21 protein-coding genes and 4 tRNA genes are annotated in these 23812 nt (G+C 42.2%); 6 read left to right on the plus strand and 19 right to left on the minus strand.

The features are described 5' to 3' along the window. Window positions 1–181: 181 nt before the first annotated feature. Together ttcA and AV939_RS05530 are read left to right on the plus strand one after the other, a co-directional pair. Entirely contained in the window at window positions 182–1123 is a 942-nt protein-coding gene (gene ttcA, locus AV939_RS05525; RefSeq protein ID WP_061997281.1) for a tRNA 2-thiocytidine(32) synthetase TtcA, read from the plus strand. Continuing rightward, window positions 1124–2125, plus strand: coding sequence for a patatin-like phospholipase family protein (locus AV939_RS05530; RefSeq protein ID WP_061997283.1), 1002 nt, complete (start codon window positions 1124–1126; stop codon window positions 2123–2125). Here AV939_RS05530 and AV939_RS05535 read toward each other — a convergent pair. The 8 genes from AV939_RS05535 to AV939_RS05570 all read right to left on the minus strand — a co-directional run bounded on the left by AV939_RS05535 (window position 2117) and on the right by AV939_RS05570 (window position 8184). Beyond that, window positions 2117–2752: a DUF2987 domain-containing protein gene (locus AV939_RS05535; RefSeq protein ID WP_061997285.1), complete on the minus strand. Its 636-nt coding sequence runs from the start codon at window positions 2750–2752 to the stop codon at window positions 2117–2119. The genes AV939_RS05530 and AV939_RS05535 overlap by 9 nt on opposite strands. Next, entirely contained in the window at window positions 2749–3540 is a 792-nt protein-coding gene (locus tag AV939_RS05540; protein WP_057791857.1) for a glucosaminidase domain-containing protein, read from the minus strand. Before AV939_RS05540 ends, AV939_RS05535 begins: the two co-directional genes overlap by 4 nt. Beyond that, on the minus strand, window positions 3533–4294 hold the full coding sequence (locus AV939_RS05545) for a stress protein (protein ID WP_231701282.1): 762 nt from the start codon (window positions 4292–4294) through the stop codon (window positions 3533–3535). Before AV939_RS05545 ends, AV939_RS05540 begins: the two co-directional genes overlap by 8 nt. A 138-nt stretch (window positions 4295–4432) precedes the next feature. Continuing rightward, window positions 4433–5137, minus strand: coding sequence for a LysE family translocator (locus tag AV939_RS05550; protein ID WP_061997287.1), 705 nt, complete (start codon window positions 5135–5137; stop codon window positions 4433–4435). Between the two features lie 102 nt (window positions 5138–5239). After that, a complete protein-coding gene (gene cobB / locus AV939_RS05555; protein ID WP_061997289.1) occupies window positions 5240–5956 on the minus strand; it encodes a Sir2 family NAD+-dependent deacetylase in 717 nt (238 codons plus the stop codon). A gap of 58 nt (window positions 5957–6014) precedes the next feature. After that, window positions 6015–6839, minus strand: coding sequence for a sulfurtransferase (locus AV939_RS05560; protein ID WP_061997291.1), 825 nt, complete (start codon window positions 6837–6839; stop codon window positions 6015–6017). 77 nt (window positions 6840–6916) lie between these two features. Then, the gene (gene tpx / locus AV939_RS05565; RefSeq protein ID WP_057791866.1) at window positions 6917–7411 is read right to left on the minus strand and encodes a thiol peroxidase; all 495 of its coding nucleotides are present in this window, start codon (window positions 7409–7411) and stop codon (window positions 6917–6919) included. A 65-nt stretch (window positions 7412–7476) separates the two neighbouring features. Further along, the gene (locus tag AV939_RS05570; RefSeq protein ID WP_061997293.1) at window positions 7477–8184 is read right to left on the minus strand and encodes a tRNA-uridine aminocarboxypropyltransferase; all 708 of its coding nucleotides are present in this window, start codon (window positions 8182–8184) and stop codon (window positions 7477–7479) included. Window positions 8185–8494: 310 nt separating this feature from the next. Here AV939_RS05570 and AV939_RS05575 point away from each other — a divergent pair, with 310 nt between their 5' ends. The 3 genes from AV939_RS05575 to AV939_RS05585 all read left to right on the plus strand — a co-directional run bounded on the left by AV939_RS05575 (window position 8495) and on the right by AV939_RS05585 (window position 11319). Next, window positions 8495–9625, plus strand: a complete 1131-nt coding sequence (locus AV939_RS05575; RefSeq protein WP_057791870.1) for a DUF2589 domain-containing protein — start codon at window positions 8495–8497, stop codon at window positions 9623–9625. Between the two features lie 64 nt (window positions 9626–9689). Then, window positions 9690–10367, plus strand: coding sequence for a hypothetical protein (locus AV939_RS05580; protein WP_061093578.1), 678 nt, complete (start codon window positions 9690–9692; stop codon window positions 10365–10367). 1 nt (window position 10368) lies between these two features. Further along, the gene (locus tag AV939_RS05585; RefSeq protein ID WP_061997295.1) at window positions 10369–11319 is read left to right on the plus strand and encodes a DUF2589 domain-containing protein; all 951 of its coding nucleotides are present in this window, start codon (window positions 10369–10371) and stop codon (window positions 11317–11319) included. A 396-nt stretch (window positions 11320–11715) separates the two neighbouring features. Here AV939_RS05585 and AV939_RS05595 read toward each other — a convergent pair. The 11 genes from AV939_RS05595 to AV939_RS05640 all read right to left on the minus strand — a co-directional run bounded on the left by AV939_RS05595 (window position 11716) and on the right by AV939_RS05640 (window position 22513). Then, a tRNA-Leu gene (locus AV939_RS05595) sits at window positions 11716–11802 on the minus strand. Window positions 11803–11863: 61 nt separating this feature from the next. Continuing rightward, window positions 11864–11937: transfer RNA gene (locus AV939_RS05600), tRNA-Cys, on the minus strand. 14 nt (window positions 11938–11951) lie between these two features. Continuing rightward, window positions 11952–12027 (minus strand) — tRNA-Gly (locus tag AV939_RS05605). A gap of 151 nt (window positions 12028–12178) precedes the next feature. Further along, complete coding sequence (pgsA, locus tag AV939_RS05610; protein WP_057791898.1) at window positions 12179–12757, minus strand: CDP-diacylglycerol--glycerol-3-phosphate 3-phosphatidyltransferase; 579 nt, start codon at window positions 12755–12757, stop codon at window positions 12179–12181. Window positions 12758–12871: 114 nt separating this feature from the next. Beyond that, the gene (gene uvrC, locus AV939_RS05615) at window positions 12872–14689 is read right to left on the minus strand and encodes an excinuclease ABC subunit UvrC (protein WP_061997297.1); all 1818 of its coding nucleotides are present in this window, start codon (window positions 14687–14689) and stop codon (window positions 12872–12874) included. 6 nt (window positions 14690–14695) lie between these two features. Continuing rightward, window positions 14696–15340: a UvrY/SirA/GacA family response regulator transcription factor gene (gene uvrY, locus AV939_RS05620; protein ID WP_061997299.1), complete on the minus strand. Its 645-nt coding sequence runs from the start codon at window positions 15338–15340 to the stop codon at window positions 14696–14698. A gap of 205 nt (window positions 15341–15545) precedes the next feature. Further along, window positions 15546–16271, minus strand: a complete 726-nt coding sequence (locus tag AV939_RS05625; RefSeq protein ID WP_057791902.1) for a pirin family protein — start codon at window positions 16269–16271, stop codon at window positions 15546–15548. A 263-nt stretch (window positions 16272–16534) separates the two neighbouring features. Next, complete coding sequence (locus AV939_RS05630; RefSeq protein ID WP_061997302.1) at window positions 16535–17980, minus strand: aminotransferase class I/II-fold pyridoxal phosphate-dependent enzyme; 1446 nt, start codon at window positions 17978–17980, stop codon at window positions 16535–16537. A 61-nt stretch (window positions 17981–18041) separates the two neighbouring features. Next, window positions 18042–20144: a 5-histidylcysteine sulfoxide synthase gene (ovoA, locus tag AV939_RS05635; RefSeq protein ID WP_061997304.1), complete on the minus strand. Its 2103-nt coding sequence runs from the start codon at window positions 20142–20144 to the stop codon at window positions 18042–18044. Between the two features lie 636 nt (window positions 20145–20780). Further along, window positions 20781–20854 (minus strand) — tRNA-Ser (locus AV939_RS20170). A gap of 192 nt (window positions 20855–21046) precedes the next feature. Further along, on the minus strand, window positions 21047–22513 hold the full coding sequence (locus AV939_RS05640; RefSeq protein ID WP_061997306.1) for a DUF3360 family protein: 1467 nt from the start codon (window positions 22511–22513) through the stop codon (window positions 21047–21049). A gap of 625 nt (window positions 22514–23138) precedes the next feature. Here AV939_RS05640 and AV939_RS05645 point away from each other — a divergent pair. After that, window positions 23139–23810 carry a hypothetical protein gene (locus AV939_RS05645; protein ID WP_061997308.1) on the plus strand — a complete coding sequence of 224 codons (672 nt, stop codon included), beginning with the start codon at window positions 23139–23141 and terminating at the stop codon, window positions 23808–23810. Window positions 23811–23812 lie beyond the last annotated feature (2 nt).

A 23812-nucleotide genomic window follows, 5' to 3' on the forward strand; every position in this document is an offset into this window, starting at 1 on the left:
GTTCGAACACAGCCTGTTGGCGCGGTTTGCTAGCGCAGCTTTATAGCCTTAACCACTATCGGGTTATAGCCGCATTTGTTAGCAGCGAGTGCCAACAAGATACAAAAAATCTTAACCTCGCACATTCAATTTTATTTCATTACTGTATAATAGCTTTTTTCGCAGTAACCAAGCTATTGATATGACCAGTGCAGGCACAAACCGTGCGGACGCTCCGTTAACCGCGTCTCAAAACAAACAAAAATACAGCTTTAACAAGCTACAAAAACGACTTCGTCGAAATGTAGGCAAAGCGATTGCTGATTTCGGCATGATTGAAAACAACGATAAAGTAATGGTGTGCTTGTCTGGCGGCAAAGACAGTTACGCTATGCTTGATATTCTCATGTTTTTAAAGCGCATTGCGCCAATTAATTTTGACATTATTGCGGTTAACCTTGATCAAAAGCAGCCAGGATTTCCAGAGCACGTCCTTCCTGAATACCTTGAAAGTGTAGGCGTAGAGTACAAAATTGTAGAAGAAGACACCTACTCTATTGTTATGGATAAAGTGCCTGAAGGTAAAACCACGTGCTCACTTTGTTCTCGATTACGTCGCGGTATTTTATACAGCACGGCCAAAAAGTTAGGTGCAACTAAAATTGCCCTTGGCCATCACCGTGACGACATGCTAGAAACGTTCTTTTTAAACATGTTCCATGGCGGTAAGCTTAAATCAATGCCACCAAAGCTGGTTAGCGATAATGGTGAGCACATTGTGATCAGGCCCCTTGCTTATTGCACTGAAAAAGACATTCAGCGTTATTCTGATGCCGTAGAATTTCCTATTATTCCTTGCAACTTGTGCGGGTCTCAAGAGAATTTGCAGCGTCAGAACGTAAAGGCCATGCTACAAGATTGGGATCGCCGTTTCCCTGGGCGTATTGAGTCAATGTTCAGTGCGCTTCAAAATGTAGCGCCGTCACATTTGGTCGACAAGAGATTGCACGACTTTAAAGGCATCTCTACACTGAACGGTCCAGTGGAAGATGGTGATATTGGTTTCGATCCGCCCAGCTTCGAGTCACCCAGTGATCCTACTGACGACACGGTTCAAGTTATCAATTTGATGGAATCAAACTAAATGAAAATTGGTCTAGCATTAGGTGCGGGTGCCGCAAGAGGTTGGACCCACATTGGTATTATTCAAGCATTAGAAAAGCTGGGTATTAAAATTGACGTGGTGGCAGGTTGCTCTATTGGTGCCTATGTTGGTGCTGCCTATGCCAGTGGCAAATTAGAAGGCCTTAAAGAGTGGTCTTGTTCTTTGTCAGATTGGCAGGTGCTTGCTCTGATGGGCGTTGGTTTACGTAGAGGCGGCATTGCCAGCGGGCAAAAAGTGTTTGATAAACTTGCCAGCGAATTTTGTGTTCCAACCTACGAAGCAATGGAAAAGCCGTTTGCTTCAGTGGCTACCGATTTGTACACAGGTCGTGAGGTAGTGTTTAGTTCCGGCGAGATTGGCAATACCATTCAAGCTTCGTGTGCTATTCCTGCACTATTTGCCCCTGTAGCCCATGGCGATCGTTGGTTAGTAGATGGTGCGGTAGTTAATCCGGTGCCTGTTAACCTTTGTCGCCAGCTTGGTGCCGATTTTGTTATTGCCGTGAACCTCAATGCTGATTTCAGGCCCCTTAGGCTTGAGAAATTACGACTAGATCACGAAGAGAATCAAAGAAAAACTGAAGACTTCTTCACTAAAAGCCAAAACGTGCTTAAGCAGTGGTTCTCACCTGATAGTAAAGAAAAAGAAGAGAGTGAAACCGATAGTAAACATAGCGAGCAAAACGAAGGTATTGCTAGCGACGCTATTGAAGCCATAGAAGAAACGATTTCGCCGCCGCCAAATAAAGTCCCTAGAGGCAACCCTCCAGGAATTTTAAGTGTGATGAGTAGTTCGCTTGAGATACTACAAGCGAGGGTGACACGTTCACGTTTGGCGGGCGATCCGCCAGATATTCTTATCGAACCCCAACTAACCGACGTGGGTATTATGGAATTTCACCGTGCACAAGAGCTATGTGAAAAGGGTGAACAAACTATCACCCGCATTGCTGAGCAAATTAAGTATCAGCTATTAGCTTGATGCCATCGCGGTAACACGAAGTGGGGCTCTCGGTAAGGTGAGCCCTTTATTTTCGTTAATTTCACTTTGTTCTAAGTGGAGTATGCCGTTATTAATGTGCAGGCCTTCTGGGGTAATATAATCCAGATTTTTATCATCAAATTGCAACATCAACCCTTTCACCGTTGGCATTAAGAACGATAAAAAGCTGCCCATTTCATTAAAAAAAGCCTCATATTGGCCATAAATAAAATTCAGCTCTTCTTTTGTATAACTGGCGGTTAGATAGCTGCTTTTTGTTTCTAGTTGCACCGACATATCACACACATTAGCCGCTTCTGATAAATCTATTCGCACGTATGCATTTGCTAATTTTAATGCTTTTTCGGTAGGTACAGTAAATCGATACTCATCGCTAACTACTAATGGAATAGTTTGTTTGTCCGTCACTATTTCCGCATTGTTGATTTCACATAAGCGCCCTTCACCAACACGCAAAAATCCAAAAGCGAACTGCAATGCTTGAGTATCTTCGTTATCCAGTTTTTTCACATGACTATAAAAACGGCTGTATTCTACGTTCACCATTTCGGCAGCAACACTTGTGGTGAGTAAGGCGCCAATCAGCGCGCTAGCTATACGTTTCATTCAGTTAAGAACTCCTGGTTAAACCGGATCATGGTTTGTAATTCGTCTACATAGGCCGCGCCACGCTCAGAGTAGTTCATTAACCCCTCTGCCAGGGCTACGCCAGTAATGGGGATTTGATTTGCCCTCAATCGCTCTCTAATTTCTCGTAAATCGGTGTAGGCATCGTGCCTATTAAGATTGCGCATATAAGTGTAGGTAGCACGAGAAAGGCTAGAAAACTTGGCAACCTCGTGCGTTGCGCCGGCATTTCGTTTACCTGGTACAAAGCCACAGCCTTTCACAAAGCACCAAATGCCAAAGAAGTTATAGCCTTTTCTGGCAAAACGACTGGTGCCCCATGCTGATTCATTCGCGGCTTGGACCAGCACTAGTTCAGCAGGCAAAATATCAATTTTATGTAGCAATGCAAGCAAGCGAGATGTTAGTGGTTGTTCCGCCTTTACCCGGTATTCTGTTTGTAGCCATTCGAGGCGGCTAATATCATCATCGGTTAGCGGCTCTTCGTTTAAAGCCTTACGATACAAGGTTTGTATGTAGTGTCTAAGGGTAAGTAAATACGCATTTTGTTTTTCAACTTCAGGGCGTAAATAATCAAAAAAGGCCGTTTTCTTTTCTTTAACGTCGGTATAAGCAGAAAAATCGGGAACAGGCTTAGTCGCTTCAGGTGTTTCAGGAATGTCTAAAATATCGGGTTCGCGCTTGGTTAGTATCAGCGCGTTAATGACTATGACTGCTAGTACAGCAATAGTAATTAAAACAATTTTTAGGGTTTCCCGTTTATGCATCGAAACTCGACTCATTCGTTTTATTTTGAACAGTGTGGCTTGGTGTGTGTTCGCCCTCTTCACCAATCATCTCTTCATACAACAAACCTAGCATGCTGAAATACAGGGGTAGAACCCATACAAGAGACAAGCCTAACGTTAACGGAACCGTGATAAATAATATAATGAAGACAGCAAAAACACCGGTTAATGGTGCCCAGTATGCATTAAATACACGGCACGATAAGATAATAGCGCGTAGCGGCGTTAACGATTTATCGGCAACTAGCATCAGTGAAAATGAGGTCGCCATCCATAAATAAACACCTGGGGCGAATAACAATACCAAGCCAATTTGTACCACTATGCCATTCACAAGCTGTGTAAGCGCTAATGCGAATATTAAAGACACGTAGCTGAAAATAGAAAATACCGTGGTCTTTTGACCTCTGGCATGGCTTACCCCCATCATGTACAACCCGCCAATAAGCGGCGCAACAATGAAAATAGCGACAATTTCAATTAACGATTGGTGTTCAAAAACAAAGGTGCCATCGTCATTAAAAATGATGAACTTCTGAGCAACAAACCCAAGTGCGACAAACGTAAGAAATAAAACCAATGATGCTTGGAATAGGCTTGAAAAATTTGCTTTCACCAAACCATTAGCGCGGGAAAACAACGATTTAATATCGAAATCGTACTGCTTTGAAAGTGTTCTTTCTAGCTTGCTTGATGGCTGGTTATCTTTAAAAGGCATTTTATTATCTGCCACACGTTCCTCTACTGCTGCTATCGAATTTAACCGCCGCATTATACATAAATATGGCGGTTAACCCCAATAACCACGCATTAGTTGATTAAATGTAATGCCTAGTGATTAGTTTTGAAAAATCGAGCTCTTAGGAAAATACTAGCCCAAAACTAATTTTGCGGCCAAACCAACCAATAAAACACCCATCGCGCGGTCGAGCCAATACCCTTTTTTACCAATAAGTTGAGCAATTTTACTGGTACTCAGTAAGTAGGATAAAAAACAAAACCAAAGCCCTGTTGCGATAGCTAAATAAATGCCATAGCCAAGTTTGATTGAAAAAGGCGTGTCGATATCAATAATAGCGGTGAAAAGTGATAAGAAGAACAAGGTCGCCTTAGGGTTTAAACCATTCGTCAAAAAGCCAATCCAAAGTGCTTTTTGAGCAGAAATTTGTGGGCTAGCTTTTATGTTATTAGCTGCCTTGGTGTTAGCGAGCCTGTTTTTATCAGAATTATCTACTTTATTATCTACATTGTTACTTACCTCAGCCTCACCTTCTACTGGTGGTTGGCTAGGCCCGCTTTTTAGTGCGCCATATGCAAGATATAAAAGATAACCTGCAGCAAGATAACTAAAGGTTTTAAACAGCCATGGCGTGGTGGCAATAACCACACTTAACCCCACTAATGAATACCCAACGTGCAGCAAAATTGCGAGACCAATTCCAATGCTGGTATAAATAGCAATCCGGCGACCGTAAGCGAGACTGTTTCGAACCACTACGGCAAAGTCAGGGCCTGGGCTAGCCACGGCAACAAGGTGTACTAGGGCAATGGTCAAAAATTCATTAAGGTAAGGCATGGGCTCTTTCTATTACTCTGTATTTTTAAGCGCTCAGTTTACGTGAGCTTATAAGCTAGTGAATAGTCTTTAGCGGTTTTTATTATTAAATCATCGGTTTATTTACAGATCATATTCTTTAATAAACCGAGCGACAAACTCTGGGACTATTTTAGTGGCACTACCGCTAATAGATTCATCGAATAACCAGTTGTTCGCACTGGGCTCTAGGTTCAATTCGATACACTTAGCACCAGAATCCTTCGCATTAATCACAAATCCAGCTGCAGGGTAGACATTACCTGAGGTTCCAATGGCTATAAAGATATCGGCATTAGCAATATCTTGGGAAATCTCATCCATAAACAAGGGCATTTCACCAAACCACACAATGTCTGGTCGCAAGGTTGTAGTATTACAGCAAGCACAAACAGACAGGCCATCAAATGCCGTATTGCATTCAAAAGTATTATTTGTAGTTACACAACGGCTAGACAGTAATTTTCCATGCATATGAAGAATACGTTCACTACCCGCACGTTCATGCAAATCGTCCACGTTTTGTGTAACCAACGTAAGTTGGCCTTTTAATGCGCGTTCAAGTGTTGCTAGCGCTTTATGGGCTGCATTAGGCATAACCAAAGTGTTGGTGAGTTGCAGCCTTCGTTCATTGTAAAATCGATATACAAGTTCAGGGTTTCGTGCAAAAGCTTCGGGCGTTGCCACGTCTTCAACACTGTGCTCTTCCCATAATCCGTTGTTATCCCGAAATGTCTTTAATCCAGATTCAGCTGAAATTCCTGCACCAGTTAATATTACAACGCGAGGGGGTGTATTCATAAGCTCAATTCCTTTGAAATATAGACACTTAACACGACTACCTTAACTTATACGAAGGTTAATCTTTCACCACTGGATAGGTTGCATTTGCCCCCCATTCAGACCAAGAACCGTCATAAATAGCAACATCACTTGCACCACACATGAGTGCAGCAACGCCAATAATACACGCTGTAACCCCTGAGCCACAGGTACAGATAATTGGCTTCGACAAATCAATGTCGGCGTTGGCAAAAACGCCTTTTAATTCTTCAACGCTTAAGAAAAAGCCATTATCTAACAGCGCTGTGAATGGAAGATTGTAAGCGCCGGGCATGTGCCCAGAACGAACCCCAGGGCGAGGCTCTGCCACTTTTCCATAAAACCGAGCTTCACTTCTGGCGTCTACCAGTTGAGCATCGGTATTAATCGCTTGAATAACCGCTGAGCTATTGACGAACCATTTGCTCTGCGCATTACTTTCATACTTAAAATGTGAGGGAATTCGTTGTTCTGATACCGGTAAACTTTTATCTTCCCAGGCTACTTGGCCACCATTTAACAATTTTACGTTCTCATGCCCCATGGCTTTAAGCATCCACCAAACACGAGGAGCGCTGTACATGCCTCGGGTATCGTAAACCACGACAGACGAACGTTCAGTCAAACCTTGTCGCCCTAAGTACAAAGCAAAGTCAGATTCAGTTGGCATACTGTGGGGGAAACCAGTGGTGTGATCACTGCCCTCGCCGTCTAAATCTACATCCACAGAGTTTGGCAACACCATAGCATCACGAGAATCAGGCGTTTTGGTAACTGGGTCATCCATAACCGCACGCACTAAAATGATGGGTTCATCTTGCAGTTGCGTGGCAAGTTGTTGAACATTAACTAACATCGACATATCACCCTCTCCATTGAAATGCCCACGTAACGCAGTGGGCATTACTGGTTTGAGCTATTTACGCTTTACACGCTTAATTACAAAGCAGCCATTGCTGAATCGTAGTTTGGTTCTTCAGTGGTTTCAGCCACTTGCTCGGTATAAAGTACCTTACCGTCGGTATCAATCACAACTACTGTTCGTGATAGCAGACCAGTTAGCGGCATTGAAGTGAACGCAACACCATAGTCATCACCAAAGCTTGTACGGAAAGTAGAACCGGTAATAACGTTTTCAATACCTTCAGCACCACAGAAGCGGCCAGCTGCAAATGGTAAGTCGGCAGATACACAAATAACTTGTGTATTGTCTAGACCAGCGGCTTGTTCATTGAATTTACGCACTGACGTTGCACATGTACCTGTATCCACAGAAGGGAAGATGTTAAGAATAACGCGTTTACCCTTAAGATCAGCGAGGGTTACTTCACCTAAATCCGCTTTAACTAACGTGAAGTCAGGGGCTTGCTGCCCAACTTCTGGAAGCGAACCTACAGTTGAAACTGAATTACCTTGAAACGTAACTGTTGCCATGTTTTTCTCCTTGGGTTTTGATTGCTTAACCTTATAGTTAAGCGCGAATGCACGCAAGACAAGGGTTACTTAACTTGCGCCTTTGCAAATTCAATTTTGTGACTTAAATGGGGCTTCCCTTTTAAGTATTGATGTCGAAAAATACTGAAGTATTTAGCTAGCGCCGTAGCCGCTTCAACCTCACCTGCCAAATCTAACACGTTTATTCCCACCTCTGCAGTGCAATGCTGGAATTCTCGTGTAGATTCACGCAACAAGTAATTGGACGATATTTCAGGGGATACACCCAGTACCGGAAACTTATCAAGGTACGGGCTTTTACCAAACATCTTTCGTGCTTCACGCCACGTACCGTCTAAAAAAATAAACAACGGAATTTTGTTTGTTTTAGGTTCTGGCTTGGGTATGCAGCGCGCTGGCTCAGCATACTCGTGGGGAAATATAATAATGGGTTGGTATTTAGGATTGTTGAGCAACGCCAGTAAATCCGCTTCAGGCTCTGTTCTGTGCCATACAAACGCGTAATTTTCTGCTACTACATCCGCAATTAACCTTCCTGTGTTGGTAGGCTTGTAGTACTCGCCCTTATACATGATGAAGAGTACCGCACAGGATGCTTGTGGTTCAGGCTTATCGGCACAAATACAAGCATTTACCGGCAACAAACAAATATCGCAACGGATAACTTTACTACCACGGGCATTGAATGCTCGCTTGGCGCGTTTAAGCTCAGACGTTCTAAGCGCTAAAATAGAATTAATATGTGGAAGCACGCAGTAAACTCAATCAGATTAGGACGATATGGTAGCACAGAGCGTGACTTAGCGTTGCCTCTTATAACGCGAAAACCCTTTAACTCATATTGCCATTTCATCATTTTCTACGTTCCGAAACAAAATTCCTAAAGTTTTAGAATAATTAACTTCCCCGAAAACAATTCATAAAACAGCGCGTTATGTAAACGGAAGGTTAACGGAAGGTTGGCGAATTTCATTGAATCTATGGTTATTGTGAATTTGTAATATTTTAACGAATGCTGTGTACAAGTTTTCCATAACCTTAATAAAATTTTGGAGAATTGAAATGGCTATAGATGTAACCCCTAATACCGTCGCAACCAATGCACTTCAAGCACTGGATTTTAGTTCACTTATAGGCGGGCCGATGGACGCAATAATCAAAGCTCAAGCTCTGGCAGCGAAAACCACCTATGAATTTATAAATGAAGTCTGTTTGACTATTGACCCCGATACAAACGAAAAGAAGCCGGTGAACGTCGTATTTACCTATAATAATAACGGCCAAGAAGCCACATTAACGGTTCCTTTACTTGTTATTTTAACCATCCCTAGTATTGAAGTTTCAGAGTTTACGATTGATTTCATCGCAAACATATCTGCTGGTTCGTCATCTACTGAAGAAACTAGCTCAGACACTGAACTGGGAGTTGATGCATCAGCAGAAGCATCACTGGGTATAGGCCCTTTCAGTATTAAGGTTAAGGCAGAAGCTAATTATTCATCAAAACAGCATTCTAAAGCTGCACAAGAGTCAAAGTACTCGGTTGAGTATACGATGAATGTAAATGTTAAAGGTGGCCAATCAGGCATGCCTACAGGCCTTCAAACAGTGCTTAATATCTTACAAGGTAGTGCAACAACAGTTGGAGTCGATGAGCAGGTATTAATTACCCCTGCCAATCTGAATATTGACAGAACGTCAAATGGGACTATCCAAGTCACCATGACCGACACACAAGGGCGAAATGTTAAATCAGGTAAAGTTACCATTACTCCCGTCGGTGAAAACCCTTTCGAGTCAATTACCTTAATTAAGGGGAATGATCAGGAAGAATTACAAGCTGAAGTAAATAACTTGGTAAGTGGTAAAAGACTAAATGTTACCAAGGACTTGATTAAAGCATTTAGGCGCAGAGATACAGGTCCTGAGACAAATGATGCAGATGCAGTCACAGGTTATACAAACAGGAAAGGCGTAGTTCAATTCCTTGTTACATTGTCAGAAAACGCGGTTGATTCTCAGGGAAAACTGAAAATAGAAGCGATGGTACCTATCGCAAATTCTGACAAGACTGAGCAAGAGATCATTGATTACACATACACTGTGGTCACAAACACTGACCCTGTCGTTGAGGTAGAGGATGCCCTACCTCAAGGAACAAAAACGAGCTCAAAAGGCAAAGCTAAAGGATAAATATGCAGTGAAACATTGATACGTTAATTAAGTTTAAATTCCTACTTACTAGGGGGGAGCAATTATGTCGGACCTTTTGGAATCTGTTCTATCTTCGATATTGATAGATATGATCAACGCTCAAAACCAAGCTAATATTCGTTCGGCAGACATTGCCGAAAGTTATGTTGGATTGAATCGTAAGCATGAACTACTTCAGTACTTTGATGTACCCACAGCGAATATAAAATCCTTTGATTTCGAGCTTAAATTTGGGCTTGAACAAACAGATTCACTAATCGGTGATGGTATGAGCAAAGAATTGAGTGAATTGATTCATTCTGAGATACAGACGTTTATTCAATCGTCATTGCAACATCACCAACTTCCAATTGAAGATGCTGATGCATTAAAAGCATTCATTTCATCAATTTGGAAGCGTGATGAGACAATCCCCCCTGCTTCTTTAAAATTTCAAAATAACAAAAAGTTAATTGACGATATTCGACAGTTTATTAAATCGCTACAGCAATTAGTTCATGATTTTAGCGAGTCGAAACCACTATTAGAAGTAAACGAATCTAATTCAGGTCTAAAGGCGTTACTTACTATCAGCGACCTTAATTCATATAACGATGACATACTCTGCTCAATCAATGTGAAAGCAGAAGTAGCCGGCATGAAAGCTGGATATGCAGATAAGGTAGGTGCTGAGGGTGGTGACGAAAATTCAAAACGAAAAATATTCTTAGCAGGTACCTAATATGGACAATTATACCGAAGAGACTGTTATGTCGAATCTTTTCACTTTTGAGAAATTAGTCGAGTTTCCATTAACTTCGATTATTGAGTCGAGTGCTAACGGAAACAATACAACGCTAAATTTCTTGAATGAGTACTGCTTCGCAAACAGGAATGGAAAACGCGAAGCTGTTAAATTTGTCTTTTACTATGATTATGTAAAAGGTGGAGCTGCTCAAACAATGCGGGTTGAAATACCTATCATATCCTTGATCACCATACCCTATTACACCATCAACTCAGCCCAATTCGAAATGGGCATTAACATACTAAGTTGGGTCGATGTATCGAGTAAAACATGGGAGCAAGCGGATGAAAGTAAAAATGATAAAAAGTTGTTAGCTATGTTAGGGCCGTATGAATCTTCATCGTCTAAAGTAGACGCTCGGTCTGTTGAATCAACGCAGTACAGTAAAGTTAATACCAACATGAAGGTGAAAATGGATGTCGTTTCGTCAGATTTACCATCAGGAATTTTACAACTACTGAATGTATCTAGCCAAGGGGTCGAAGGACATATTGCTTATGACTTAAAAATCAAGTCGAACACTTCTAGGCTATTAATGGATAAGGAGGCGGTTCCACTATCGTTAACATTAGTGAAAAACAATGATGAGTTTAATGACAGCGCATCTGAAAGTGATGATATTGGTTTAGTGCCATTAACGGTAACCTTAGTTCCAAATGAAAAAGTAGAGTTAGAAAAGGCTTTCGACAAGAAAATCACCGTTGACAGCGGAGACATCGTGGGAAGTAGCTCTATAGAAAAAGTGCAAGTTCTCACTAACACGAGTGGAGAAATAAAAGTTACGTTTCATCCTACCCTCAAAGAAGTAACAAACGGATTTATAAACGTATCAAGCCCATTAACGTCTAATATTAAAATTTACTTTAGGATATTAAATCATGATTAATACTCAAAATACAGCACCCGGCATACCATGTCCCACAGAATCCTGTGGCCACAATATAAAGGTTTCACTACAAGATCTGCTTTTTCAGAAGATAGTAAAATGCCCTCACTGTTTAGTAGAACTAACAATGAATAGAGAAGCATCTAAAGAAACGATATCCGCCATGGCAGAGCTACATAATGCGTTGGAAAGTGCCGAAGCGGCCAAAACGTTTGCAGGCAATCCTGTACGCCACCCTTAAACTAAATAAATCTGTTTCGGTTTTTCTGAAAATACTATTTTAGACACAGAATAGCGCATTAATATCAGTGCAAAATAATTTATCGAGGTTTTGTAATACAGATAACTGCACGGAAGAAAAAGCTGAAATTGTTTTGAAATTGAACTTTAAATAAATGGTGCCCGGGGCCGGACTTGAACCGGCACGTCATTACTGACGAGGGATTTTAAATCCCTTGTGTCTACCAATTTCACCACCCGGGCATCGGGGTAACCTTTCGGTTGGGGTGTCAGGCGTAGAAACCTGTTTTGCATTAAAGCATTATGGAGGCGGAACCCGGAGTCGAACCGAGATCCACGGATTTGCAATCCGCTGCATAGCCATTCTGCCATTCCGCCGTAATACTAGACTTTGGAGCGGGAAACGAGATTCGAACTCGCGACCCCGACCTTGGCAAGGTCGTGCTCTACCAACTGAGCTATTCCCGCATTTAAAGTCTTACATTTCGTTTCGTTGTTGCCGTCTCGAAATGTGCGGTGAATTCTACCTGTAACGCTGAAAGTGTCAATACGAAAAACAAGGAAATATGCATTTTTGTGATCGTTTGCTACATTTTTATTCACATTGCTCAATAGACGATCAAATCTTATCTTTTAAACCCGCACTTAGGTGTGGCCACGCAGCACGTGAGTAGATAATCATTGACCAAATTGACAGCACTGCAGCGATATAAAGTAAAATATGTCCTAAGGTTACCCAATAAAGTGGAATGCCCATAAACGACTCAAGCCCAGACAATAAACCAATAATGGCTAACATTTGTGCAGTTGTTTTTGCTTTGCCAATAAATGACACTTTTACCGCTTCCCTTACGCCATTTTGTCCCATCCACTCTCTAAGCGCTGAAACGTAGATTTCTCGCACTAATAGTGCAATGGCTGGAATGGTTATCCATAAACTGCCATAACTGTGGGTAATCATTAATAGTGCCGCCCCAACAATGAGCTTATCGGCAACAGGATCGAGGAAAGCACCAAAAGGCGTAGATTGTTCAAGTTTTCTGGCTAGGTAACCATCGAACCAATCGGTGATAGCCGCAAGCCAGAAAATAAATGCGCCAGCTTCGTGGGCCCAACGCCAATCAAGAAAATAAACACCAACAAACACAGGAATAAGGATTACTCTGAATAGAGTAATTAAATTTGGAACCGTCCACATAAATACATCTCAAAATTTTCGCCTATCATAGGCAGGTTTAGCGCGGCTTTTCTTAAGCCTTCAATTTTTAACAGATTACCGCAATTTACGTATTAATGCGCGTATTGGATGAGATTAAAGATGAAGATGGTCATATATGGTGTCAGCTAACTCTTTGCTAATACCTGGTACGCTGGCAATTTCGTCCTTACTGGCCTTTTTAAGCCCTTGCAGCCCGCCCATGTATTTCAACAATGTTTGCCGACGTTTAGCCCCTACCCCAGGTATGGTTTCTAAACTTGAAGTGGTTTTAACCTTTTGGCGGCGGTTTCTATGCCCTGTAATAGCAAAGCGGTGAGATTCATCTCTAATATGCTGAATAAGATGCAATGCGGGTGAGTGGCTATCCATAGGCACTGTGTCGTGGCTATCGGCCAATATAATAGTTTCTAACCCTGGCTTACGGGTGGTGCCTTTCGCCACCCCTAATAACATAGGCTTTTTATCATGAGGCCAATCTTCGAAAAACGTTTCGGCCTGAGACAACTGGCCTTTGCCGCCATCAATAAGCAGCAAATCTGGGATCTTTTGTACTTCTTTAACCGATTTATAACGACGCTTAAGGGCTTGTGCCATGGCAGCGTAGTCGTCGCCAGGCGTAATACCTTCAATATTATAACGACGGTAATCGCTTTTAAGTGGCCCTTCACGATTAAACACCACGCAGGATGCCACCGTTTGTTCGCCGGAGGTATGGCTTATATCGAAACACTCCATACGCTGCAATGGTACATCTAATTCAAGCGCCGTTTCTAAATCAAGATAACGGGCAAACACTGATTTTTGTTCGCCGTACTGGGCTTCTAATGCAGTTTCTGCGTTGGCCTGCGCCAACTCTAGGTAGCGACGTTTCTCTTCACGTGCTCCTTTGAAGAAATTCACACGGTAGCCAGCTTCACCGCTAAGTAAATCGGCAATGGCTTCTTCATCAGACAACGCACTGGCAAATACCATTTGTTTAGGTATAAGTTTGTTGCCCGCTAAATAAAACTGCAATAAGAAGGATTCGAAAATTTCTTGCTCATCAGCCGTATTCGGTACTTTAGGGAAAAACGCTTTGCTGCCCAAAAGCTGGCTGTCACGGATAAACATCACCTGTATACACGCCATATTGCCTTTTACTGCAAAACCAAACACATCCATTTCGTCTTGCGTACCGGCTACCCATTGGCGCTCTTGTACTTTGCGAAGTGTATTAATTTGGTCGCGATAACGGGCTGCCGCTTCAAAGTTTAATGCTTCACTGGCCTTTTCCATTTTATCCACCAAGGTACCAATAACTTGTTGATTTTTACCTTTAAGGAATAGCCTGGCGAGGTCTATCTGCTCGTTATATTCTTCGTCGCTAACGTAACCTTCAACACAAGGCGCACTGCAGCGTTGCATTTGGTATTGCAAACAGGGGCGACTTCTTGCGCGATAGTAACTGTCTTCACACTGACGTACTGGAAAAATACGCTGCATAGAACGCAAACTTTCCCGAACTGCACCCGCACTAGGATAAGGACCGAAGTATTCCCCCTTTTTCTTTTGGGGACCACGGTGAAACGACAGGCGTGGGTGTTGGTGATCAGATAGGAATATAAAGGGATAGGATTTATCGTCACGCATGACCACGTTATAACGCGGCTTGTACTTCTTAATGAAGTTGTTTTCTAGCAAAAACGCTTCTGTCTCGCTGTTTACAACAGTGACATCCATATTGGCAATTTGCATTACCAATGAGCGTGTTTTCGCATTATCGACATTCATTCGAAAATAGCTGGAAACACGTTTTTTAAGGTTCTTTGCTTTACCTACATAAATCACTTCTTCCTGGGCGTTATACATTCTGTATACGCCAGGCTGAGAAGTTAAATTCTTGAGAAACGCTGCGGAATCAAATGCAGACATACAAGCCTAAAGCAAATTCGAATCGATGAGTTTGTGGCGCAGCGCTAAGTGGGTTAATTCCACATCAGTGGTTACGCCTAACTTTTCAAACATACGATAACGGTATGTATTGACGGTTTTTGCGTTAATGCTTAGTTCAGTAGCAATATCAGGTACACGTTTGCCCTTGGTCAGGCGAAGCGCAATACTTAACTCTCTATCTGATAAATCATTGAACGGGTTGTCTGAATTTGGGGAAAGCTTATCGATGGCAATGCTGTTCGCAACTTCACTGTCGATATACTTTTGCCCAGCAACCACTTTATGAATGGCTCGAATAACTTCTTCAGGCTCAGCGTCTTTAGTTAAAAAACCAAATGCGCCTGCATTCATCACCTGCATAGGAATTGGGCTTTCTTTATGCATAGATAAACATATCACGCGGGTGTTCTCTGACATCCGCACAATGCGCTTGGTAGCTTCTAGCCCGCCAATGCCGGGCATATTCACGTCCATGAGTACCACATCTGGGGCGTTTTTTCGACACAGCTGTACGGCATCTTCGCCATTTTTAGCTTCAGCTATAATTGAAAAATCTACGACATCTTCCAGAATTCGGCGGATCCCTCTTCTGACCAAATCATGGTCATCTGCTAGGATTATTTTTATCACATGTATCTCACTGACTACGGTTTGCTTTCAAACAGAAAAGATCCGTAACCGTGGTTAACTCCACCAGTTACTTACCAATCATGCGTTTGTATCATACCACGACTACCGACTAGGTAAACTTTTCAGTGTAAATTTGTAATAAGGAGATGTATAAAAACAATCGTTAACGGGTCAAATTGATCAATAAAGATACAGCTCGTACATATTAGCGAATAGCAGGTAAATCAAACCACAGTGCAAGCACATCATCATTGGCTAAAACCACTACTTTCTGTTGAGCTCCTAACCCAATAGCATCGCCTTTCGTTAAGGTTGTCATTTTATCCGACTTTATATCGTTAACCGTTATTTCCCCTTTTACAATGTGCAAATAGCCTGCCCCCAAGGTTGCTGTAGATTCAACGGTTAAGTCAAAACTTTCCCCTTGGCTAAGAGCCAGTTTACTAATACGCGCTTCCTGATTGATTTTTAACGAGCCGTCTTGCCCAGACTCACTAACAAGCAGCTCTAATCCATTTTTATCACTGACCGACTTTTGTAAATACGCAGGCTGAACACCGGTAACGTTGGGCTCAATCCAAATTTGAATAAAATTAACTTCTTCACATTCAGATGCATTCATCTCAGAATGCCGAATGCCCTTTCCTGCACTCATCACTTGAATATCACCAGCAGGGATAACATAGTCGTTCCCTGTGCTGTCTTTATGTTTAAGCGCACCGCTAACCACAAAAGAGATGATTTCCATGTCACGATGTCCATGGGTTTCAAAGCCTTTACCCGCCTGTACGATATCGTCGTTAAATACCCTTAATGCAGAGAAACCCATATGATTGGCATCATAATACTGACCGAATGAAAAGCTATGTTTGCTATTTAGCCAACCAAGATTGACGTTACCCCTTTCACTACCTTTGCGAATGTATTGCATATTTAAATCCTTATATCGAGTTTTACATCCAAGCACCATTAGGGCGCTTGTATTCGATAATTAACTTTCAATACACAATATTGTAGTACCTAACCTGCGGGATAAAATTAGCTAAATTAGCACCGTTCATTCGTTTTTAGAGAATGAATAGATTGGGGGAAAGCCTACGCTCACATAAATTTGGCTTAGGTGAGGGGTCGTACTTAACACGGTATTAATAACCCTTTGCGTAAAACTACGACTACGTTAAAAGCGATAACTTATTAAGAAAACAATCTAAGTAACGCTGTTTTTATTGTACTGGGATGGCATGCCAAATTAAGGCGCAAATAACCTGGAGCGTTAAAGCTTGCTCCATCTACACCAATAACACCTCGCTTACAGACTTCAATGAAGGTGTCATTAACAAAGCGTTTGTTCAAATTCAGCCATAAGAAATAACCGGCTTCTCCCAGCGTATAGGGTGTTGTCGGGCTAAGTACATTTATTAACGCTTGCGCGTACTGTCGATTAAACGCAATAGCCTTTAGCACACACGCCAACCAATCATCAGCTTTTTCGTAAGCCGCAATGAGTGCAACTTTTGCTACGGGTGACGCTTCAAGATGGCAGCTGTCTATTTCTCGGGCAAACTTATCCCGCAATTCATCATTTGCGATAATGGCGTACGACGCAGCGGGTATGGCCGATAAATTAAATGCTTTACCAGCACTGTTTATTCGAATAATTGTGTCTTGCGCAAATTGGCTATCTATCGCAAACGGTTTAATGGCACACGTATTATTCCCATGATGCGCAGTATTCTTGGTGTTGCTCCTAGTATTAGCAGCAGAATTATTAGCCGTTGTTTCGGTATCAACGAAGCCGAACTCACTGTGCACTTCATCTAGAATTAGCGTGATATTGTGAGTTTCACAAAAGCGAGCAATTTCATGCTGAAGCGGTTCACTAAGCACTGTGCCGGTGGGGTTATTTGGGTGACAAAGCACAAAGGCAGTACTACCTGCATCTAGCAGCGCAGTTATATTTCTGTCTAAATCGGTTTCTTTAATACTAATGTCATCAACACTAACATCAACCAGCTTTAGCCCTTGCGCTGCAATTCGTTCTCGAAGGGGGCCATACGTAGGCGATAGCACCATAACTTTATCGCCTTTGGTCGTGCTCACCTTTAAAGCGGTATCGACTGCAGCCATGACACTTGCCGTACTCACTACCGAATTGGCAGCAATGTCTGTACCTTGCTTAGCGTAACGCGCTGCCACTACTTCACAAATATCAACTGACTGATAGCCATAATGCGAAGATACAAATGCCGATATAGCATGAGCGATGTGTTTTGATGGCGCTGTGTCCATATCAGCTATCCACATGCTTACTGCGTTTTCTGGAGCATGAGGGAAGCGAGATGAAAGAGACGAAAACTTTAGACGGTTGCTCGCTTGAGCATCGCCATAGTCGACGCTTAAATTGACGTTGCCATTGGCGTTGTCATTGGCGTTGTCATTGGCGTTGTCATTGGCGTCATGTTTATCTTCAGTGTCGCCGTGACAGAAAGGCGTGTTCCACAGCGTTGAAAATGCACTAATTTCCTCAGAAAACAGGTTGTCGATATCGTCAACCTGTTGTTTCAACGCTGCGTTTGCTTTTAAGCTGCTGCCTTCTATTTGTTCGGCGTCAGCCACAGCGCCTTCCTTGAGTGCTTTCATTAATTACCTTAATTAGCTGTTGGCATAGAACACAAAGCTCAAACGCTGTACACGCAAAATACTATCGCTTTTTAAACACGTTAAATTCAGACAGTGTATGCTGAAATTTACGCTTTGTTTCACGAATAACAAAAGGTATTTCAGTGGGCGTCCCTACTCGCTCAAAGCTTTCTTTAAGGGTTGCTTCCAGCGCTTCGGTAGATGTTAGGGTTTCACCGTTTTCATCTTTGTAACCCCCTAACCATTCACTACGCTCTGTGTATTCTTCTAACCACGTAAATGGTGAAGCTATTATCAGCAAGCCGCCTGCATTCAGCCTTGCAGTAACATCGTTCAACACCTTCTTAGGGCTATACACTCTATCAAGCAAGTTACCCATAAAGATTAAATCGTAGCCAGTAAATTGAGGTTTTAAATTACACGCGTCGCCTTGGGCAAAGTGTACTTTATCTGCACTCTCTGCTAAGCCCATGTTGCTTAACTTACGCGCTTTAAATGACGTAAGTTCGCCCTCTTCGATTAGGTTATAGCGAATTTCACCACGTTCTTGCATGGCAACGGCGGTTTTAATAAACCGAGCAGAAAAATCGATACCATCAACGTGATCAAAATAGGTAGCCAATTCAAACGACGACCGCCCTACCGCACAACCTAAGTCTAGCGCTTTGCCGCCTTTGCTTTCTTCAGGCATGTGTCTTAAACAAAAATGCGCACTCGCTTTTGCGAAGTTTTCTACATTGAAGTAAGTGTCACCGTAGTGGAATTCACTGTATTGTGATACCTGTGTATCGCTTTCGTAATCCAAATCATTTACCTGTATGGGTAGCGCAGCTTCTACATAGCGAAAGCCTGCGTGTTGAAAGAAGTGACGGCGAAACGCATAACGGCTTTGTGCCATTGCCTCGTTCCCCGTAGATATCCAGCTTCCGCCTTTAATAAGGTTGTGTTTGTTGTCGAAGGTAGGCGTGGTGAAATCGTCGTACAGTGGGTGCACTTTAAACCCATCAAAGGGGTAAATTGGCGTTTCAGTCCACTGCCATACGTTACCCACTACATCGTAAAAATCACCGCTTTGGTTAACATCAACCGGTTCACTAGAAGCATACTTGCTTAACGCAATGTTGTAGCCTTCTGAATAGGTATTTTCAGTAACGCCTGCAAACTCACGTAAACGTAGCCATTCATCTTCAGTTGGAAGACGAATTAACGAACCCGTTTGCTCACTTTTATAATTACAGAAGGCTTTCGCTTCGTGATAATTCACATCTACAGGCCAGCTAAGTGGTAATGGAAAAACTTCTAGCATACTGCGGTACAAATAACCGTTATCAGTCTTTACCCAAAAAGTCGGGTGAACTGCTTTTGTGTACTCGCGCCACTTGTTGCCTTCTTCCTCCCAATATTCTGGGTTTTCATACCCGCCCGCTTCAACAAACGCTAAGAACTCACCATTGCTAACAACAAATTGACTCGCTTTAAATTCCGTAACGCTCGCTTGATGGTGACCATATTCGTTGTCCCACCCATACAGGGCGTCGTTCCATTGCTTGTTACATGTTACTTCGCCATTTGGCACATCAATTAATGTATTGGTAGGTGCAGTAGATGAAACCTTACATCTAGGCCAATTTTCGCTGTCGGGCTTCACCTGGCTAATGGGGAGTTGACGGATAAGCACCGAGGATGTCTCTAAATGAATGCGTTCATGTTCAATACCCATCACTAGTGGCCACATTGGGCTCTCCCAATTAACAGGCATACTAAAATTGAGGGTTTCAATTACCGATAGCACGAGATCGCGCACTTGGCGGCGGTATTGACGCACTTCATCCACAGACGGCCATGCGTAGTTTTCGTCGTTGAGATCATCCCAGCTCATTTCGTCTACACCAATGGCAAACAACGACTCGAATCTCGGGTTGATACGCTCAGTAATGGTTTTGGCCAGAATAAGCTTATTGATAAAAAAAGTAGCGGTATGGCCAAAATAAAAGATTAGTGGATGGCGAAGCTTTTCAGCACGCTGAAAATAGGCTTCATCGCTTGCTAGGCAAGTAAATAGGTTTTCGTAAGTATCAAACGAATCTGTAAAATACGCTTTAATTTCCTCACGCTTTTGCTCAACACTACCCTGACTCAAATTGAGCGTACTCATAGCCTGCATATCAATCCTCTATATTTATTCTTTTTCGTCAGTGGGTGTAACGGGTTGTCGCTGCGTTTCACTTGCACTTTCGTTTTAAGCATTAGCACTGTAATGAGTAATAACCTATATATCACTTACTATACACCTTAATTGCAATTGGACATTAGAGTGAAGCCCTGACCACACATCTGCAATCTAATCTATACCTGCAAGATTCAACAAGTGTACCTATATACAACGGCCATAATATACAAAGCTAATGGTTAATCGTTTTTATCAGAATTATATGACCAGCATGCGACTGACTCGTGAGCTTTTCTTAATTTCTCACTTTGTTTTATTAATGTTGGTCAGCCGAACACATTAGCCATAATGAATGTAGTAATTTTATAAGAGCTTATTACAAACTATAGACAGAGGAAGATCAGAAAAACTTTCAAGGAGTTGCAGTACTTTTTTACCGCCATGGTTGTTTGTTAGTGCTTATACTAACGCAGTGGTGCTACCTAGTTGCTAGAACGCCCCCTATCCTTAATTTTAGTTTTAGAATCATGAATTTTATTTAATTAAACATTCACGAAAGTATACGCAGTTCAACACTGCTTGATCTGATATAGATACACTTTATTTTAGGCATAAAAAAACCCGCAGCATTGTGCGATTCGAACCCCCGGAAGGTTTGACCCTTCGCCTGATTTCAAGTCAGGTGCATTAAACCGAGCTCTGCCACCTCTCCAAGTGCTGCGTATCTTAATGATTTAATTTTTTCTGTAAAGTACTAATTTCAATAAAATCAATCAAGTGACTATTTGATAAACAAAATGAAGAACAATGCGAAAAAATGCTTACTTTTTTGGCTAAAAAGCGTGAGACACAATTTGTGGCACACACTTTCGCACCTAAAAGTAATTGAAAATCGCCTACAGTCGAAACGTCTCCATAATTGCAGGTACGCCAGGGAACATGCCAATTAAGGCCATTACGGTACATAGCACAATAAAAGTAATGCCGGGTATTAACCACCTACCCGCCTTACCCAGTTCACCAGCACGCTCTTTACAACCAACTAACCCCAAGTTATCAAGAAGCATGGTGAACGACCAACCAAACACAGGGTTAACCAGTACTGATGAAATAACCACTAATGCTGCAGATTGTGTTGTTTTACCTTCTCGTGTCATTTGCATACCCGCTTCCATCAGCGGTAAAAATACACCTACTATCAGCGCAACACATAATACAGGCGGCCAAATAGCAAGATCCATTGGATAACCCCAAATGGCAGCTATAACACACAGCAAACCAGTGACTATTGCACCACCTGGTATAGGCCTACGCGCAATTGAGGCTGGAATAATGTAAGTTCCCCACGACGAAGCAATATTGCCCCCGCCAAGTAAACTGCCCACTGCTTGGCGGCTTGACGCTGCAATCATAGTATCGTCGATGTTCATGTGCGCTTTTTCACTGTTCTTCGGGTAACTTAACTTCTGGAAGACCTGATGCCCAAGAAAATCAGGAGACCACATAGACACCGCCAATACCGCAAAAGGCAATACCGCAATAAAATGAGACCAATCAGGTAACCCTAGTTGCCAACCTGTATTTTCACCCCACCAATAGGCAGGGTTTAAATTTGGCATACCAGGCGAGGTCGTAAATTCAAATGGTGCGCCTAGCGCAAAAGCAATCACTGCTGCCATGACTGCACCTAAAGGAATAGCCAACCAACGCTTTTGAATATGCTCCAACCATGCGTACATCAAAATAGTGGCTACAATTACCACAAAGGCTAAATAAGCCATGTCGAAACTCTCTGCCCATGCAAACAGTTTTTTCACTTGCCCGGTAATACCGATAAAGCCTAAATACAGTAAGAGACCGCCACAAACCCCATTACTGGTTAACTTGGCGAGTACACTACCGCCTTTGGTAATCCCCAATAAAAAACCAAAGAAGCCAATTAGTAGCCCAAGCGCCATAGGATGACCGCCCGACGCAACAATCAGTGGCACCAAAGGTAATAACGGACCATGAGTACCCGCTAAATTTGCTGATGGGTTAAAAAAGCCAGATATCAATACGACAAAAAGCACAGCAGCAATGAGCAGTTCAAATCGAACGTTTTCTACTACAAATTCCGGTGATAACCCAAGCGGTGCAGCAAAGGCACCTACAACGGCCGCCACCATTACAATTTTACCTATTGTTGCCGCCATACCTGGTACGCAGTCTTCCCACTCTACACGGTAGTCCCTACCTGGAAGGTTGAGTCGCCAGCGCTTTGGGGCGATGATCTGTAACTCGTGGTTTAAATAATCTTCTCTTGACTGAAATGTATTGCTTGGCTTGTGAAGTTTTTGATAAGAATCGCTTTCTTGAGACACTTTACACCTTACGATTGCTGGAAGAATCGCAAGGCTATACCTGTTAATAGCGTGTAACAATGCGACTGTGGTCTTACACGCAAGCTGATATGGCATTTATTTTAAGCATAAAAAAACCCGCAACAATGATTCGAACCCCCGGAAGGTTTGACCCTTCGCCTGATTTCAAGTCAGGTGCATTAAACCGAGCTCTGCCACCTCTCCAAGTGCTGCGTATCTTAATGATATTTTTGAGCGTGTAAAGTGCAAATCTAAATAAAGTGCGCCAAGTGGCGAATAGATAAACAAAATGCAGTGCCGAGGTTATATTTCATACAAAACATATTCGCTTTCTGCCCCTTCAGTCACTTATTACACAGCGCGAATCGGTAAAGTTTAACTCCACTGACTGCGTAAAATAACCATGACTGCCCCCCACTCTTTGAACCCTCGCGCTAATTATGCTTTTACCTAAATATTTATTGCGCCAGAAATAGCAAATTTTTTCACCCTACATTGACCATACAAGCACTACTATAAAACGTTCTGATTAAAAACTTCCTTATATTAAACGATGTTTTGCTAATATTGCATTGTTGAAAACAACCTCATCAACTGGTGAGGTTTTATTGTTGGCAAAACAAAAATGAGAAAAAAACAATTTCATGGCGCTATCGCTTCTTTTATTTGTGCTACAAGCTTCATTCTTGGCTTGTTCCTCATATTTATCATTGCGCCCGACTTTAATGATGGGCCGGATCAACGCTTACGCACCCTTAATAACTTTAGTGAATTAATGCAAGTTTGGTATTTCTTAGTTTATGTTGTGTTTGGGATAAGCGTTCTAGTACTTAGCGTTTCATTATTAGAAAATCAAACGCGAGAGCACAGTGTACTTCAGCAAATTACGATGCTAATGAGCTATCTTTGGTCATGTTACATATTCGCCAGCGGTTTTATCGCCATTCTTTCGGTAGAGTTTCTATTTGGTGAAAATTTTAAACTGGGAACAGCTGTAGTTGATTTGTGGCGAGATATATATGCGATTCAAATGGGCTTAGGGGAAGGCTCTGAATGGGTAGGAGCAATCTGGGTCATGTTGATCAATACTTGTTTGCTGAAAGAACAAAGATTAAGTAAAAATCTTGTTCTCTTTGGCTATATTATCAGTTTTTTCGGTTTTTTAACGCTTATACCAAGTCTTAAGGAAATTGGCGCAGTATTTGGGTTATTGCAGATAATTTGGTTCATACTTGTAGGTTCGATGTTGCTACATGAGAGGCGCGAGTCACAACAACATGTAACCATCGACATTTAACA

It is taken from the genome of Alteromonas sp. Mac1, from assembly GCF_001562125.1.
GTDB classification, from domain to species: domain Bacteria; phylum Pseudomonadota; class Gammaproteobacteria; order Enterobacterales; family Alteromonadaceae; genus Alteromonas; species Alteromonas stellipolaris.

Coding starts and splice junctions, on each gene's coding strand:
- AV939_RS05630 (WP_061997302.1), bottom strand. CDS start 17,980: ATGAAAGCACTCAAGGAAGGCGCTGTGGCTGACGCCGAACAAATAGAA.
- AV939_RS05560 (WP_061997291.1), bottom strand. CDS start 6,839: ATGTCGATGTTAGTTAATGTTCAACAACTTGCCACGCAACTGCAAGAT.
- AV939_RS05585 (WP_061997295.1), top strand. CDS start 10,369: ATGGACAATTATACCGAAGAGACTGTTATGTCGAATCTTTTCACTTTT.
- pgsA (WP_057791898.1), bottom strand. CDS start 12,757: ATGTGGACGGTTCCAAATTTAATTACTCTATTCAGAGTAATCCTTATT.
- AV939_RS05530 (WP_061997283.1), top strand. CDS start 1,124: ATGAAAATTGGTCTAGCATTAGGTGCGGGTGCCGCAAGAGGTTGGACC.
- ovoA (WP_061997304.1), bottom strand. CDS start 20,144: ATGCAGGCTATGAGTACGCTCAATTTGAGTCAGGGTAGTGTTGAGCAA.
- ttcA (WP_061997281.1), top strand. CDS start 182: ATGACCAGTGCAGGCACAAACCGTGCGGACGCTCCGTTAACCGCGTCT.
- AV939_RS05645 (WP_061997308.1), top strand. CDS start 23,139: ATGAGAAAAAAACAATTTCATGGCGCTATCGCTTCTTTTATTTGTGCT.
- AV939_RS05550 (WP_061997287.1), bottom strand. CDS start 5,137: ATGCCTTACCTTAATGAATTTTTGACCATTGCCCTAGTACACCTTGTT.
- AV939_RS05540 (WP_057791857.1), bottom strand. CDS start 3,540: ATGCATAAACGGGAAACCCTAAAAATTGTTTTAATTACTATTGCTGTA.
- tpx (WP_057791866.1), bottom strand. CDS start 7,411: ATGGCAACAGTTACGTTTCAAGGTAATTCAGTTTCAACTGTAGGTTCG.
- AV939_RS05535 (WP_061997285.1), bottom strand. CDS start 2,752: ATGAAACGTATAGCTAGCGCGCTGATTGGCGCCTTACTCACCACAAGT.
- cobB (WP_061997289.1), bottom strand. CDS start 5,956: ATGAATACACCCCCTCGCGTTGTAATATTAACTGGTGCAGGAATTTCA.
- uvrC (WP_061997297.1), bottom strand. CDS start 14,689: ATGTCTGCATTTGATTCCGCAGCGTTTCTCAAGAATTTAACTTCTCAG.
- AV939_RS05625 (WP_057791902.1), bottom strand. CDS start 16,271: ATGCAATACATTCGCAAAGGTAGTGAAAGGGGTAACGTCAATCTTGGT.
- AV939_RS05580 (WP_061093578.1), top strand. CDS start 9,690: ATGTCGGACCTTTTGGAATCTGTTCTATCTTCGATATTGATAGATATG.
- AV939_RS05575 (WP_057791870.1), top strand. CDS start 8,495: ATGGCTATAGATGTAACCCCTAATACCGTCGCAACCAATGCACTTCAA.